Origin of the sequence: Acidovorax sp. LjRoot117 (assembly GCF_964252695.1) — a bacterium.
Classification (GTDB): domain Bacteria; phylum Pseudomonadota; class Gammaproteobacteria; order Burkholderiales; family Burkholderiaceae_C; genus Acidovorax.
Window position 1 is genome coordinate 58,318 of record NZ_CAXUPO020000008.1, and the last position, 15,531, is coordinate 73,848.

10 protein-coding genes are annotated in these 15,531 nt (G+C 69.6%); all 10 read right to left on the reverse strand.

Annotation, left to right across the window (positions count from 1 at the left end; genetic code table 11):
* Position 1: 1 nt before the first annotated feature.
* The 10 genes from ACSQ3D_RS19335 to glnE all read right to left on the reverse strand — a co-directional run bounded on the left by ACSQ3D_RS19335 (position 2) and on the right by glnE (position 15,450).
* Positions 2-1,231, reverse strand: coding sequence for an SAM-dependent methyltransferase (locus ACSQ3D_RS19335; protein WP_056411636.1), 1,230 nt, complete (start codon positions 1,229-1,231; stop codon positions 2-4).
* Positions 1,232-1,312: 81 nt separating this feature from the next.
* On the reverse strand, positions 1,313-2,146 hold the full coding sequence (locus ACSQ3D_RS19340; protein WP_436128048.1) for a DUF1365 domain-containing protein: 834 nt from the start codon (positions 2,144-2,146) through the stop codon (positions 1,313-1,315).
* Positions 2,146-3,453, reverse strand: a complete 1,308-nt coding sequence (locus tag ACSQ3D_RS19345; protein WP_436127964.1) for an NAD(P)/FAD-dependent oxidoreductase — start codon at positions 3,451-3,453, stop codon at positions 2,146-2,148. The genes ACSQ3D_RS19340 and ACSQ3D_RS19345 overlap by 1 nt, the downstream gene beginning before the upstream one ends.
* A gap of 244 nt (positions 3,454-3,697) precedes the next feature.
* Complete coding sequence (locus ACSQ3D_RS19350) at positions 3,698-4,318, reverse strand: glutathione peroxidase (RefSeq protein ID WP_436127965.1); 621 nt, start codon at positions 4,316-4,318, stop codon at positions 3,698-3,700.
* Positions 4,319-4,627: 309 nt separating this feature from the next.
* Positions 4,628-5,833 carry an HD-GYP domain-containing protein gene (locus ACSQ3D_RS19355; protein WP_436127966.1) on the reverse strand — a complete coding sequence of 402 codons (1,206 nt, stop codon included), beginning with the start codon at positions 5,831-5,833 and terminating at the stop codon, positions 4,628-4,630.
* A 108-nt stretch (positions 5,834-5,941) separates the two neighbouring features.
* Complete coding sequence (locus ACSQ3D_RS19360; RefSeq protein WP_436127967.1) at positions 5,942-9,052, reverse strand: efflux RND transporter permease subunit; 3,111 nt, start codon at positions 9,050-9,052, stop codon at positions 5,942-5,944.
* Between the two features lie 12 nt (positions 9,053-9,064).
* The gene (locus ACSQ3D_RS19365; protein ID WP_436127968.1) at positions 9,065-10,300 is read right to left on the reverse strand and encodes an efflux RND transporter periplasmic adaptor subunit; all 1,236 of its coding nucleotides are present in this window, start codon (positions 10,298-10,300) and stop codon (positions 9,065-9,067) included.
* 76 nt (positions 10,301-10,376) lie between these two features.
* Complete coding sequence (locus ACSQ3D_RS19370) at positions 10,377-11,813, reverse strand: efflux transporter outer membrane subunit (protein WP_436127969.1); 1,437 nt, start codon at positions 11,811-11,813, stop codon at positions 10,377-10,379.
* Complete coding sequence (locus tag ACSQ3D_RS19375; RefSeq protein WP_436127970.1) at positions 11,810-12,559, reverse strand: TetR/AcrR family transcriptional regulator; 750 nt, start codon at positions 12,557-12,559, stop codon at positions 11,810-11,812. Before ACSQ3D_RS19375 ends, ACSQ3D_RS19370 begins: the two co-directional genes overlap by 4 nt.
* A gap of 131 nt (positions 12,560-12,690) precedes the next feature.
* A complete protein-coding gene (glnE, locus tag ACSQ3D_RS19380) occupies positions 12,691-15,450 on the reverse strand; it encodes a bifunctional [glutamate--ammonia ligase]-adenylyl-L-tyrosine phosphorylase/[glutamate--ammonia-ligase] adenylyltransferase (protein WP_436127971.1) in 2,760 nt (919 codons plus the stop codon).
* Positions 15,451-15,531 lie beyond the last annotated feature (81 nt).

Genomic DNA, 15,531 nt, shown 5'->3' on the forward strand with positions numbered 1-15,531 from the left:
GTCAGTCCTTGACCAGCGTGTACTGCACCAGGTCGATGTTGCCCATCGCAAAGGCGGCTTCGCAGTAGGCCAGGTAGAACTCCCAGATGTGCATGAAGCGCTGGTCGAACCCGAGCTGCAGGATCTGCGTGCGCTGGGCCAGGAAGCGTTCGCGCCAGCGCTTGAGCGTCTCGGCGTAGTCCTGCCCGAACGCGAATTCGTCGACCACGCGCAAGCCGGCGGCCTCGGCCTCGCGGCGGAACTCGCGCGGGCAGGGCAGGCAGCCGCCCGGGAAGATGTACTGCTGGATGAAGTCGGTGGAGCTGATGTAGCGCGCAAACAGGCTGTCGTCGATGACGATGCTCTGCACGCAGGCACGGCCGCCGGGCTTGAGCAGGCGCTGCACCGCCTGGAAGTATGTGGGCCAGTACTCGCGGCCCACGGCCTCGATCATCTCGATGGAGCACACGGCGTCGTACGGGCCGTCGGTGATGTCGCGGTAGTCCTGCAGCCGCAGGTCGGCCTGCTGCGCGCGGTCGCATTGCGCCATGCGGTCCTGGGCGAAGGCCAGTTGCTCCGTGGACAGCGTGACCCCGGTGACCGATGCGTCGAACTCGGTCACCGCCATCTCGGCCAGCGCCCCCCAGCCGCAGCCGATCTCCAGCACGCGGTCGCCGGGCTGCACGCCGGCCATGCGCAGCGCGCGGCGCACCTTGGCGTGCTGGGCGGCACGCATGTCGCCGCCGGCCTGGCCCTCGAACCAGGCGGACGAGTAGTTCATGGTGTCGTCCAGCCACAGCTGGTAGAACGCGTTGCCCAGGTCGTAGTGGGCGTGGATGTTCTTCTGGCTGTTGGCGCGGGTGTTGCGGTTGAGCAGGTGCTTGATGCGGTACAGCAGCCGCCCGGCCCAGGTGCCGTAGATCACGCCTTCGACCTGCTGGCGGTTGGCGATGAAGACCTTGAGCAGGTCGGTGAGGTGCGGCGTGGTCCAGTCGCCGGCGATGTAGCTCTCGGCAAAGCCGATGTCGCCGGACTTGAGCGCGGCGCTGCACACGTTCCAGTTCTTGAGCGTGATGGCGGCGGTGGGCCCGCCCCCGTGGCCGAAGTGCTGCAGCGTGCCGTCGGGCAGCTGCACCGTCAGGCTGCCGTGCTGCAGCCGCTGCAAGAGCTTCAGGGCCGTGCGGGCGGCGGCGGGCGTGCCCTGGGGCAGGTCGATGGCCGGGCGGCGGGCGGTGGTGCTGGAGGTGTTCATGGCGGTCATCTCGTGCGGTTTGCGGTGGGTGCGTTCCAAGGGCCGGCGATTCGATGGTTCGGTGGTCAACGTTTCAGCAGTTCAGCGGGTCACGGTGGAGGCCGGCGCTGCGGGCTTGCTGTGAAAGCGCACGCGCTTGAGCCACAGCTGCAGCGCCTGCCAGTGGATGCGGGCGATCACGGCCAGCGTCATGGCCGGGTAGCCCCACAGGGCCTGGCGCAGCGTCTTGTCGGTGATGGGGTGCAGGGTGCCGCTCACGCTGGTCTGCAGCAGCGGGCCGGCCGCGTCGTCGTAGTCGATGCGCACCACGGTGCGGCCCGCGGCATCGGAATCGGTGTCGGCGGGCGCTCCGGCCCCTGCGGCCAGGGTGCGCATGAAGCGGAACCGGTAGCCGCCGCTCACCTCGCAGAACGGCGACACGTGGAACACCTTGCGCGCTGCAAGCTCCACGCCGTAGCGCGGCGCATCGAGCAGGTAGCAGTGGCGCTCGCCGAAGGTGTTGTTGACCTCGACCACGATGGCGCGCAGGCTGCCGTCGGCGCGGTGGCAGTACCAGAAACTCACGGGCTTGAAGGTGTAGCCCAGCACGCGCGGGTAGCAGTGCAGCCAGACCTCGCCGTCCGCGTCTGCGATGCCCTCGGCGCGCAGCAGCTCCTGCACCCAGGCGAGCGCACCGCCCTGCGCGGCACTGCGGCCGTCGCCGTGGTCGGCATCGTGAAAGCTGATGAGGCCCCGGCGGTTGACCGCGAGCGGGCCGGGTGCGCCCGCAGCCGCGCCGGCCCCGCCCGCCAGGCTGCGCAGCGGCAGCATCAGGAAGAACGTGGGGTAGGCGAACGCGTGCCGCTGCGGGCGCAGCCGGGTGTGGCGCACCTGACCGAAGCCGATCAGGGGTGCGGCAGCGCCCGGCGTGGTCATCAGGCGGCCTTCGCCCACGCGGTGGGCAGGGTGGCGCGCAGCTGCTCGGCCACCGCCAGGCCCGACTGCAGGCCGTCTTCGTGGAAGCCGTAGCCCGTCCAGGCGCCGCAGAACCAGGTGTGGGCCTGGCCCTGCAGCTGGGCCACGCCGCGCTGGGCCTGGATGGCCGCGAGGTCGAACACGGGGTGGGCGTAGTCGTAGCTGCCGATCACATGCTCCGGCGCGATCTCGCGCAGCGGGTTGAGCGACACGACCACGGGCTGAGCGAACGGCACGGGCTGCAGCTGGTTGATGAGGTAGTGCAGGCACACGCGGGCCGACTCGCGGTGGCCCTCGGCGGCGCGCTCGTAGTTCCAGGCGGCCCAGGCGCTGCGCAGGCGGGGCAGCACGGCCGTGTCGGTGTGCAGCACGGCGCGGTTGGCCTGGTAGCGGATGGCGCCCAGCACTGCACGCTCCTGCGCGCTGGGCTCGGCCAGCAGCGCAAGCGACTGGTCCGAATGCGTGGCCAGCACGACCTTGTCGAAATGCTCGGTGTGCCGGTCGGTGACCACGCGCACGCCGGCCGCGTCGCGCTCCACGCGGCGCACGGGGGTGGACAGGCGCTTGTCGGCAATGCCCGCCACGATTTTCTCGACGTAGTGCCAGGCACCGCCCGACACCGTCCACCACTGCGGCCGCTGGCTCACCTGGATCAGGCCGTGGTTGTGGCAGAACCGGATCATGGTGGCCACGGGAAACTTCAGCATCTGGTCGGTCGGGCAGCTCCAGATGCAGCCGAGCATCGGCAGGAAGTACCAGTCGCGGAACGCGTCGCCAAAGCGGTGCTCCTTCAGGAAGTCGCCCAGCGGCTGCGTCATCGCGGCCTCGGCATTGGCCTGTGCGATGCCGGTGCACAGCTGGTTGAAGCGCAGCAGGTCGCGCAGCATGCCCCAAAAGCGCGGGTTCAGCAGGTTGGACCGCTGCGCGAACACGGTGGACAGGTCGGTGCCGCTCCACTCGAGCGTGCGCCCGCGCAGCGCGCCGGGCACCTGCACCGAGAACGACATGTCGGACTTGGAGGTCTCGACCCCCAGCTCGGCCAGCAGGCGGATCAAGCCCGGGTAGGTGCGCTCGTTGAAGACCAGAAAGCCCGTGTCCACGCCGTGCGTGACCGGGTTGCCCCAGGCATCGGGCAGCGTCACGTCCACCGTGTGGGTGTGGCCGCCGAAGTAGTCGCCGGCCTCGAAGAGGGTGATGTCCGCATGCCCGCGCAGCTGGTGCGCGACAGCCAGCCCGGAGATGCCGGAGCCGATGATGGCGATTTTCATGGCCGGCTCCCTCTGGCCGGGTCACGGAATAAAAAGGTTGCGAAGCGTCCCGAAACGAATAAGAGAGGGAGGGAGGAGAAGCGCTCCAGGAGGTCAGTCGGAACCCGGGGGCCCGAAAGGCTTCGCAACACTAAAACTGTACGTCGCGCAATCGTGTTGCGCAAGAAATAGAGTGGGGCTGTCCCGCCGAAGTTCCAGCCTTCGGACAGGTTTTTTTTAAAGAAACGTAAAGAAAGCATGTCAATCACCGTGCGGGGGCAACCGCCAGTTGCTGCTCGATGGCGCGCACCAGGCCCTGGTTGTCGAGCGCGGTCAGGCTGGAGTACTGGTCGACCAGCTTGCCGTCGCGGCCCAGCAGGTATTTGTGGAAGTTCCAGCGCGGGGCGGTGCCCGAGAGCTGGGCCAGTTGGCGAAACAGCGGCGAGGCGTCGGCGCCCTTCACGCTGCTCTTGGCGAACATGGGGAATTTCACACCGAAGGTGCTTTCGCAGAAGTCCGCGATCTGCTGGTTGCTGCCGGACTCCTGCGAGAAGTCGTTGGACGGGAAGCCCAGCACGACGAGGCCCTTGTCCTTGTAGCGCGCATAGAGCTCTTCAAGCCCCTTGTACTGGCCGGTGAATCCGCAGAAGCTGGCGGTGTTGACCACGAGCACGACCTTGCCGCTGTACTGGCACAGGGATTGCGGCTTTTCGTCCTGCAGGCGCAGGAAGGTGTGCTGCAGCGTGGCGGGACAGGCGGCCGGCGCCGCCGCTGCAGCCGCACCGGGCACCGGCTGCGCCGCTGGCTGGGCCCAGGCCCCGGGCCCGAAGGCAGCGGCCAGCACCAGGGCGGCGGCAGGGACGGGTCGTAGCAAAAAGGTGGTCATAGGACTTCCAGCACAGGTCGGTGCGGCCAATTTAACCGCTCCATTATTTTTTGTCCACATGAGTTTTTATTTATACCGATTGGTTACGTCTTGGTGCGGATCCCGGAATCGGTGTGGATCACGCGGCACCTGCATCATGTACGCAGCAGCCGACCCCATGGATGCGGCCACCATGCCGCAAGGGGATCAAAGTCTGTGGAGAGGGCGCCGCGCACCGCGGCGTACCGGCGCCGCACCGCATGAGCACGAGGGGCGCTGGCCGATGGCGCAGGCCCCAGGTGTATCTGCCCGTCCGTCGGCGCCGGCGGGTCAGCCCAGGCTCAGCAGCCGGTCGAGCGAGAGCTTGACCCGCACATCCTTGAAGGCCACCACGCCCGTGACCTTCCAGGGTGGCATGCCGGTGTCGCGGGGAATGGGCTCGCCCGTGGGCATGCCTTCGCGGTTGGTCACCACGGCCACCTTGGGCGTGGTGGCCGTGGCGCCGCGGCGGATGACGACGCCCACCTCCTGGCTGGCCAGGCGCACGAAGGCACCGGGGGGGTACACGCCCAGGGTCTTGACGAGGGCCGCGCCGGCTTCGTCGACCTGGTGCTCCTCGTCGTAGTAGCTCGCCTGCATGGCGGCGGTGGCCGGCATGGGCGGGCGGGCCGCACGCGGCGCCATGCGCGCGCCGAAGATGTCGGCGCGCTGCAGCAGGCGCGCCATCTGCTGGGCTTCGGTCTTCTTGGCCAGGGGGCCGGGGGTGCGGTGGTGGTGGCAGCGCACCGCCTCCAGCCACAGCGGGTCGGACACGCCCAGGCTGCGCAGCAGGGCATCGGAACGCGCCGCGTGGTCCTCCACCGCAGAGATCTGTTCGGCGGTGAGCGGGTGGGTCTGCTGGGCGAGCTGGTCCTGCAGCTCGGTCATCGCGATGTTCATGCTCAGCGCCGCCTGGCCCAGCTGCTGCACGCGCACTTCGGGCCAGCGCAGCATCTCGCGCGCGACCACCATGCACACGCAGCTCACCAGCATCGAATGGGTGCCGCTGTACATGTGGGTTTCCTGCGCCGACAGGTAGATCATGGCCAGCAGCGTCGCGTCCGGCGTCTGCTCGCAGTGGCGCGATAGCTCGTCGTGCAGGGCCTGGAACCGGCCGCCGAAGTCCGTGGCCGACGGCGACCGCAGCAGCTGCGTGGCCCGCAACTGCAGCTCGGGCCAGTCGGGCAGCAGCCGGCCGCCCCGGGCGCGCGCGGCCGAGTCCTCGGCCGCGGTCATCTTCATCGCCGCGATCTCGCCCAGGTTGGTGTCGGCGTTCAGCATGCGCTGCAGCTGCGCCAGGTAGGCGCGGTGGCTGCCGCCGGACTCGTCGGTGTCCACGCACAGCTGGCGGCCCCGGGACACCATCTTGGCCAGCTCTTCGCGGGTGCGGATGATGTACCCCTTTTGTGCCAGCAGGGTGCCGTCGGCGCCGCGCAGCACAAAAGGCAGCGGCTGGCCAAGCTGGATCGATTCGATGTTGAGGCTGACGAGGTTCATGGTGCTCGTTACATTATCTAACGCCCGCCCCCCACCAAACCCATCGGCTGCCGGGTGATTTCCCGGCTTTTCTGCCGAAAGAGCCCCCCGAAATGTAAGTGCGTGCTATCAATGCGTGGCTGGCGGGGTTTGCGGTGCCGCAGGCGGGTGTTCATGGTGCCCGCCCCGCAGCCGGCGCATCGTGCGCCCGAACCACTGGCCCACGTCATCCACGCCGGTGAACACCGCCGGGATGACCAGCAGGCTCAGCAGCGTCGAGGTGATCAGGCCGCCGATCACGGCCACCGCCATCGGCGAGCGGAAGCTCGCGTCCGCAGCGCCGATACCGAGGGCGATGGGCATCATGCCCGCCCCCATGGCCAGCGTGGTCATGATGATGGGCCGCGCGCGCTTGTGGCACGCGTCGATCAGTGCCTCGAAGCGCGTCATGCCGTGCTCGCGCCGCGCCAGGATGGCGTACTCCACCAGCAGGATGGAGTTCTTGGTGGCGATGCCCATGAGCATGATCAGCCCGATGAGCGAGGGCATGGAGAAGCTCTTTTGCGCGATCAGCAGGCCCACGAACGCACCGCCCAGCGACAGCGGCAGCGCCGCCAGAATGGTCACCGGGTGCAGGAAGTCCTTGAACAGCAGCACCAGCACGATGTAGATGCACAGCACGCCGGTGAGCATGGCCAGGCCGAAGCTGGCGAACAGCTCGCCCATCATCTCGGCGTCGCCGATGGTGATCTGGCGCACGCCGGCCGGCAGGTTCTTGATGGAGGGCAGCGCCTCCACCGCCTTGGTCACGTCGCCCAGCGGCTGGCCCGACAGCTCGATCTCGAAGTTGACGTTGCGCGCGCGGTCGTAGCGGTCCACCACGGCCGGGCCGCCGCTGAACTCCAGCGTGGCCACCTGGCCGAGCATCACCGGGCCCTTGCTGCCCGGCACGGCCAGACGCTCGAGCAGCGACAGGTCCTGGCGCGCGTCGTCCTGCAGCTTGACCACGATGGGGACCTGGCGCGAGGCCAGGTTGAGCTTGGGCAGCGATACGTCGTAGTCGCCCACGGTGGCGATGCGCAGGGTCTCGGCGATGGCGCTGCTGGTCACGCCCAGGTCGGCGGCGCGCGCGAAGTCGGGGCGCACCGCAATTTCAGAGCGCACCAGGCTGGCGGTGGACGAGATGCTGCCCAGGCCCGGGATAGTGCGCAGGTCCTTCTCGACCGCGAGGGCCGCCGTGGTCAGCGCCTGCGGGTCGTCGCCCGAGAGCACCAGCACGTACTTCTCGCCCGAGCCACCGAGGCCCACCTTGCTGCGCACGCCGGGTAGCGTCTCCAGCGCAGCGCGGATGTGGTTCTCGATGCCCTGCTTGCGCGGCCGGTCGCCGCGCTCGGCCAGCAAGATGGTGAGCGTGGCCTTGCGCGTCTCGGCGCCAGCGCCGCCCATGAAGGGGTCGGCACCCGCCGAGCCGCCGCCGATGGTGGTGTACACGCTTTTGATATGCTCCACCTTGGCGATGCGCGCGCGCGCGTCTTCGGACACGGCGCGGGTCTGCGCCAGCGTGGCGCCGGGCGGCAGCTCCAGGTAGACCTGGGTCTGCGAGTTGTCGTCCGGCGGGATGAAGCCCGTGGGCAGCAGCGGGATCAGCGCGAGCGAGCCGATGAAGAACGCGCCGGTGGCGAGGAAGGTGATCCAGCGGTGCTTGACGCACCAGGACGCCCAGCGCAGGTACACCGTCATCCAGCGCGGGTCCTTGTGCTCGTCCACGATGGGCTTGAGGATGTACGCCGCCATCATGGGCGTGAGCACCCGGGCCACCACCAGGCTGGCGAACACCGCGAGCGACGCCGTCCAGCCGAACTGCTTGAAGAACTTGCCCGCGATGCCGCTCATGAAGGCCGTGGGCAAAAACACCGCGATCAGCGTGAACGTGGTGGCCACCACCGCCAGGCCGATCTCGTCGGCCGCCTCCATGGCCGCCTGGTAAGGCGTCTTGCCCATGCGCAGGTGGCGCACGATGTTCTCCACCTCCACGATGGCATCGTCCACCAGAATGCCCACCACCAGCGACATCGCCAGCAGCGTGATCACGTTGATCGAAAAGCCCAGCAGGTGCATGCCGATGAACGCCGGGATCACCGACAGCGGCAGCGCCACGGCCGACACGAACGTGGCGCGCCAGTCGCGCAGGAACAGCCACACCACCAGCACGGCCAGCAGGGCGCCTTCGTACAGCAGGTGCATGGAGCCGTCGTATTCCTCCTGCACCGGCTGCACGAAGTTGAAGGCCTCGGTGACCTCGAGGTCGGGGTGCTGCTCGCGCAGCTCCTTGAGCGCAGCCTGCACCGCGCCGCCCACTTCCACCTCGCTGGCGCCCTTGCTGCGCGCCACCTCGAAGCCCACCACGGGCTTGCCATTGAGCATGGCCAGCGCGCGCGGCTCGGCGATGGTGTCGGAGACCGTGGCCACCTGGTCGAGCCGCACATGGCGGCCGTCGGACAGCGCGAGCGTGAGGCCCGCGAGTTCCTGCGCCGACTGCACGGTGGCCAGCGTGCGCACGGGCTGCTCGCTGCCGCCCAGGTCGGTGCGGCCGCCGGCGCTTTCGGTCTGCACCAGTCGCAGCTGGCGCGATATGTCAGCGGCCGACGCGTTGAGCGCCTGCAGCTTCACCGGGTCCAGTTCCACATGGACCTGGCGCTGCACGCCGCCCACGCGGTTGACCGCGCCCACACCGCGCACGGCCAGGAGCTTCTTGGCGACGGCATCGTCCACGAACCACGACAGCGCCTCGTCGTCCATGCGGTTGGAGGCCACGGTGAAGGCCAGCACCGGCTGCGCGGCCAGGTCCATCTTGGTCACGATGGGGTCGCGCACGTCGCCAGGCAGGTCGCCGCGCACGCGGGCCACGGCAGAGCGCACATCATCGAGAGCCTCTTGCGTGGTCTTCTCCAGCCGGAACTCGGCCGTGATGGTGGCGCCGCCGTCCTGCACCTTGGTGTAGATGTGCTTCAAGTCCTGCAGCGTGGCGATGCTGTTCTCGATCTTGCGCGCCACGTCGTTTTCGAGCTGCGCAGGCGAGGCGCCCGGCAGCGCCACGGTCACGGAGATCGTGGGCAGGTCGATGTCCGGAAAGTTCTGCACCTTCATGGCGTTGAACGACAGCAGGCCGCCGAACGTCAGCAGCACGAACAGCATCAGCGCCGGTATCGGGTTCTTGATCGACCAAGTGGATACATTCATGAAGAACGCTCCTTAATTGATAGCTGCTGGCGCTTGATCAGCAAGCGCCAGGTGCATTTTTGGCTTGAATTCCCGCGCCGAGGAGGTGCGCGCAGGCTGTGCAGGTGCCGCGGGCGAAGCCGGCGCAGCCGCCGGAGCCGCCACGCGCACCAGGTCGCCGTCGTTCAGGAAACCCGCCCCGCGCACGGCCACCGACGCATTGGCCTCCAGGCCCGACACCACCTCGACCCGGTCCGCCACGCGGCGGCCGGTCTGTACCTTGCGCATCTGCACGCGCTGCTCGGCCCCCACCACGAACACGTAGGAGAACCCGTCGCGCACGACCAGGGCCTCCTGCGGCACGGTGAGCGCATCGCTCTGGCCCAGCGCGAACTCGCCGCGCGCGAACATGCCCGCGCGGAAATCGCTGTTCGCCGGCAAATCGACGTACACCAGCGCATTGCGCGTCTGCGGGTCCACGGTGGGTGCGACCATGCGCACCGTGCCTTCGGCCGTGGCGCCGCTGGCCGCGGTCACGCTGACCTTGGCGCCCGGCGCAATGCGGCGCAGCTCGGTCGAGGTGACCTCGGCCCGCCACTCCAGGCGGCCCTTGCGCACCATGCGGAACAGCTCGGTGCCCGCACCCACCACCGCACCCACCGTAGCCGTGCGGGCCGAGATCACGCCGCTGTCGGGCGCCACCACCTGCGTGTACTTCAGGCGCAGCTGCTGTGCGTTCAGCGTGGCCTTGGCGGCCTCCACCCGGGCCTGCGCCGTCTTCTCGGCCGTCGTGTATTGCTGGATCTGCTGCTGGCTCAAGGCACCCGTGGCCTGCAGCGAGCGGGCGCGGTCGGCATTGGCCGCCGCCTCGGCCGCATTGGCCTGGGCTTCGAGCAGGCTTGCGCGCATCTGCGCCACGTCGGCCTGCACCGTCTCGGCCGAGAAGGTGGCCAGCACCTGGCCGGCCTTGACCACGTCGCCCACGTTCACGCGCACATCGGTCAGGCGCAGGCCGTTGCTTTCGGCGCCGATGCTGGCCTCCTGCCACGCGGCCACATTGCCGTTGGCCGACAGGCGCACCGGCACGGAGGTGCGCTGCGGCTGGGCCGTGCTCACGGTGAGCGCGGGACGGGGCTGGTTGGCCTTGGGCTCATCGGCCGCGCGCGACGCGCCCGAGAAAACCAGGGCGCCGCCCGTGGCCAGCACGCAGGCGGCGATCACGGCGAAGGCGGTGGGAGAGAACTTGAAACGTTGCGTTGGAGTTGTCATTTTTGTCTGTCCGTTCATCCAGTCGGTGTCAGGAAAAGGAGGCTGGCGATCGGCCGGCTCCCACGGTTTCAATCACTCAGCGCGCGGCGGTGGCCGCAGCGAATGGTGGGGCTACGGCGAGGGCGGTCTGCCCGTTCCAGCCGCCGCCTGCGGCGCGGTACAGCGCGATCCAGGCCGCCTGGCGTTCGTGCCGCAGCGCGACCAGCGCGTTCTCGGCAGCGAGCGATGTGCGCCGCGCGTCCTCCAGTTCCACCAGGCTGGCCAGCCCGCCGCGCCAGCGCGCCTCGGTCGCATCGAACGAGGTGCGGTAGCCCGCCGCCGCCGTGCGTGCGCTGGTGTTGCGTTCGGCCGTGCTCTGCAGCCGCACCAGCGCCTGCTCCACCTCGCTCACGGCCTGGCGCACCTTGGCGCGGTACAGGGCCGCGGCCTCGTCGTAGCGGGCCTGCGCCGCATCCACCTGCGCGCTGCGCCGGCCGCCGTCGAACAAGGGCACGCTCAGCGCCAGCGGGCCGATGGTCCAGGTGTTGAGGTCGGTGGTCACGCCACCGGTGCGCACCCAGGCCGTGCCCACCGAGCCGCTGAGCGACAAACGCGGGTAACGCTGCGCCTGCGCGCTGCCCACCTCGGCGCTGGCCGCCGCCACTTCGCGCTCGGCGTTGTACACGTCGGGCCGCTGGGCCAGCACCTGCGCGGGCAGGGCCGCGATGCTGAACAACGTGTCGGGCGCCGCAGGCGCGGCGGTGGACAGGCGTGCGCGCAGCGCGGGCTCTTCCCAGCCGGTCAGGGCCACCAGGGTCTTCACGTCCACATCGCACAGCATGCGCTGCTGCGATGCGCGGGCCTGGGCTTCGGCAGCGCTGGCGCGGGCCAGCGCTGCGGTGGCCGGGGCGGTGAAGCCCGCACGCTCGCTCAGGTCGGACAGGCGCGAGGTCTCGCCGCGCGACTGCGTATCACGCTCGGCCACGCGCAGTTGATCCAGGCAGGTGCGCAGGCTGCTGGTCTGCTGCGCGACCTCGGCGGCCACGCTCACGCGGGCCTCGTGCCACAGCGCCTGGGCGCCCGCCAGCCGCTGGTCTGCCGCCGTCTTGGTGGCGCGGTTGGCGCCGAACACGTCGATCTCCCAGCTGGCCTGCAGCCCGGCCTGCGCCGTGGTGGCAATGCCCGCGAGCTGCTCATTGAAACCCCGGCTGGCATTGCCCTGGCCGTCGAGCGACGGCAGCAGCACGGCGCGGCTGCTAACCTGCGTGGCCCGGGCCTGCGCGATGCGCGACTGGGCTTGCGCCACGCCGGGGCTGATGGCCTGCGCCGCGTCGATCAGCTCGACCAGCAGCGGGTCGCCCAGTTGCGTCCACCACTGCGTCAGGTCTCCCAGAGAGCCTTGGTGCGGCAACGGCGCCTGCCACGCTACCGGCGGCGGTGCGGGCACCTGGGCGGGCGGTGGCGAGATGGCACAGGCGCCCAGGGCCAGAGGCAGGCAGGCGGCCCACAAAAATCGGGTCTTGCTGGTTGTCATGTGTTGGATGCCTTCTTGTGCGAAGTCCTCGGAGTCTGTGAAGTACCGCGGCGTGCAGGGCGCACCGGGGGTGCGTCGGCCTGCCGCCGTGCGATGTCGCCGCGCACCATGTCCAGGGCGTAGCCAGTCAGCCGCTCCACCCACTGCTCGACGGCCGCTTCCGTGGCCAGTTGCGGCGTGATGCCCTGCAATGCGTCGCGCTGCGTCCACATCTGCATGACCAGGCCGGCCAGCGAAAAGGCGAGCCGGTGGATGTCGTCGTCCACCTCGGTCACGCCCATATGGCGGCACAGCACCTGCACGAGGGCCAGGTGGGGCGCGCGGCACTCGCGCTCGAACAGCTCGGGCCACACGTGGGTCGGGTCCAGCAGCTCGCGGATGTGCAGGCGCACCGATTGGGTGACCAGGTCGTCGTGCTTGAGCGGCTCCAGAAACCCTGCGAAGTAGCGGCTGAGCGCATCGGTCAAGTCCAGCGCCGGGTCGGCAAACACCGGGATCAGGTCGCTGCCGCTGCCAAAGGGTTCGTAGAACGTGGCGGTGTACAGCTGCGCCTTGTCACCGAAGTGGTAGCCAATGGCCGCGACGTTGGTGCCGGCGGCCTCGGCAATGGCGCGCACCGAGGTCTGGGCAAAGCCCTTTTCGGAGAACAGCTGCAGGGCCGCGCGCAGCAGGCGTGCACGCGTGTCTTCGCCGTCGCTGCGGGCGGCGCGCTGGGCGGCAGGAATGACGTGGGCACCAAAACTCATGGCCCCGGATTAGACCACCAGAATTCAAACAGTTGTTTGAATTAATGAATTTTTCAGACCGGCGGCGCCCCGGCAACTTGCAACCATTTGTCACCGCCCGCTGTCACTGGGGCAACGCCGGGGTCGGCGGTCTACATCCCCAGGCCCGCGCCGAACACGGCCAGCCAGAGGGCGAACACGGCGTCGCGCTCGGCCTGCAGCGCGGGCGGCGCGACCTGCGTGGGTGCCTCGTCCAGGCGCGCCACGTGCTGGACGCGGCGCAGTTCGCGGTACGCATCGGCCGCGGCCGTGCCCACGCCGGTTGGCAGCAGCCCCACCTGTTCGGCGTGCCGCAGCAGCGCGATATTGCCCACGTTGCCGCGCAGCTCGGGGTGTGCGGCGGACTGCGACAGCACCAGGTACTGCACCGCAAACTCGGCATCCACCATGCCACCGGGGCTGTGCTTGACGTCGAACCGCCCGTCCTTGGCCGGGTGGGCCGAGCGCACGCGCTCGCGCATCAGCACGATCTCGTCGCGCAGGGCCACCGGGTCGCGTTCGGAAGTGATGACGGCTTCGCGCACCGCGTCGAAGCGCTCGCGCAGCGCATCGCTGCCCATCACGAAGCGCGCGCGCGTCATGGCCTGGTGCTCCCAGGTCCAGGCGGTGTTGCTGCCGCGGCGCTGCTGGTAGTTGGCGTAGGCCTCGAAGCTCGTGACCAGCAGGCCCGAGCTGCCGTTGGGGCGCAGCGCGGTGTCGATCTCGTACAAATCGCCTTCGCTGGTCTTCACGGTGAGCCAGTTGATGAGCTTGCGCACGAAGGCGGCGTAGACCTCGGGGGCGCGATCGTCGTCGTCATCGAACACGAAGACGATGTCCAGGTCGCTGCCGTAGCCCAGCTCCTTGCCGCCCAGCTTGCCGTAGCCGATGATGCCGAACTGCGGGTGGTCGCGGTGGCGGTTCTTGACCCGGCTCCAGCACCAGTCGGCGGTGATGCGCAGCACGCTGTCGGCCAGCGCGGACAGGTCGTCCGCCACCTGTTCCACGGTGATGCGCCGCTCCACGTCGCGCGCGAGGGTGCGGAAGGTCTCGGCGTGCTGCGCGCGGCGCAGCAGGTTGAGCAGGGTCTCGTCGTCGTCTTCGCCGGTGGACTGCAGCGAAGCCAGCCGCACGGCCAGCTCGCGCTCGAAGTCTTCCACCACGAAGCGCTCGGACAGCAGCGCATCGCCCGCCAGTTCGTCGATCACGCCAGGGTGCTGCAGCATGTAGCGGGCAGGCCATTTGGCGGCGCCCAGCAGGTGCAGCAGGTGCTCGTGCACCGAGGGGCGCTCCAGCAGCAGGGCGAGGTAGCTCTCGCGCCGCAGCAGTGGCTCCAGCCAGCCGACCAGGCGCACCGCCGCGTCTTCGTTCACCTTGCCTTCGGCCAGCCAGCGCGCGGTGCGCTGCACCAGGCGGAACAGGCGCGTGCGCGCTTCGTCGCGCAGGCCCTCGACCCGCGGGTGGTTGCGCCATTCGGCCACGCGCTCCCGAAAGCCGGGGGGCAGTTGCTCGAGCAGGCCTTCCAGTTCAGGCGGCGGTGGCGCAGCCGCCCGGGGGCCGCCGCAACCGCCGCCGTTGCACTGCTTCTTGCCGCTGCCGCCCAGCAGGGTGTCGAACTCCTGCGCCACCAGTTCGCGGTGCGCGTCGAGCTCGTGCAGGAAGGCGCAGCAGTCGGGGTAGCCCATGGTGTAGGCGATCCAGGCCAGGTCGTCGTCGCGCGTGGGCAGCACGTGCGTCTGCTGGTCGTCCAGGTACTGGATGCGGTGCTCCACGCGGCGCAGAAAGACATAGGCGCGGGCGAGTGCCTCGGCGGTCTCCTGCGGCATGAGGCCGGCCTGCGCGATGCGCGGCAGCGCGTCGAGCGTGGGCCGGCGGCGCAGCTCGGGGAACTGCCCGCCGCGCACCACCTGCAGCAGCTGCACGGTGAATTCGATCTCGCGGATGCCGCCGCGCGAGAGCTTGACGTCGTTGGCGCGCTCGGGGTGGCCGGCGCTGCGCTTGGCGGCGTGGTCGCGGATCTGGCGGTGCAGGGACCGCAGGGCGTCGAACACGCTGTAGTCGAGGTACCGGCGGAACACGAAGGGCAGCACCACGCCACGCAGCGCCTGGACCTCGGTGCCCCCGATGCAGTCGCGCGGAGCGACCACGCGGCTCTTGAGCCAGGCAAAGCGCTCCCATTCGCGGCCATGCAGTTGCAGGTATTCCTCCAGCGCGGGCAGCGAGACCGCCGACGGCCCCGAGTTGCCGTTGGGACGCAGGGCCAGGTCCACGCGGAACACAAAGCCATGCTCGGTGGTGTCGCCCACCAGGCTGTAGATGGACTTGACGGCCCGCGCGAAGTATTCGTGGTTGGAGATGCGGCCGCGGCCCTCGGGCGTGCCGGCGGTGTCGCCGTCGTGCTCGTACACGTAGATCAGGTCGATGTCGCTCGACACATTGAGCTCGCGCGCGCCCAGCTTGCCCATGCCGATGATCCACAGCTGCACGGGCTGGCCCTCGGGCCCGCGCGGCGCGCCGTGGCGCTCATCGAGTTCCTGGCGGGCCTGGTGGCAGGCGCGGTCGAGCGCCAGTTCGGCCAGCTCGGTCACCGCGCGGGTGACGTCGGCGAGCGAGGCCCCCTCATCGCAATCGAGCTGGATCAGCCGCTCCATGACCAGCTGGCGCACCACGCGCAGGGCGGTGCCGGTGTCCGCGCCGCGCACGCGCAAGGCGTCGTAGGCCTGCTCCATCGTGGCCAGCACCGGCGGGCCAGGGGGCAGCAGGGGCAGGTCGTCGGCGTAGCGGCGGTGCAGGCGCTGGTAGAAGCGGGAATGGCTGGCCAGCGGCCCCTCGGGGCGGGCCAGGCAGCAAAGGTCAGCGGCGGGCGATGGCATGGCAGACATGGCCGGGGACCCCATACATAAGGACACTCGTTGGTAAGGAACCCAAGCCGGGGCCGCGGGTCATAATTCCTG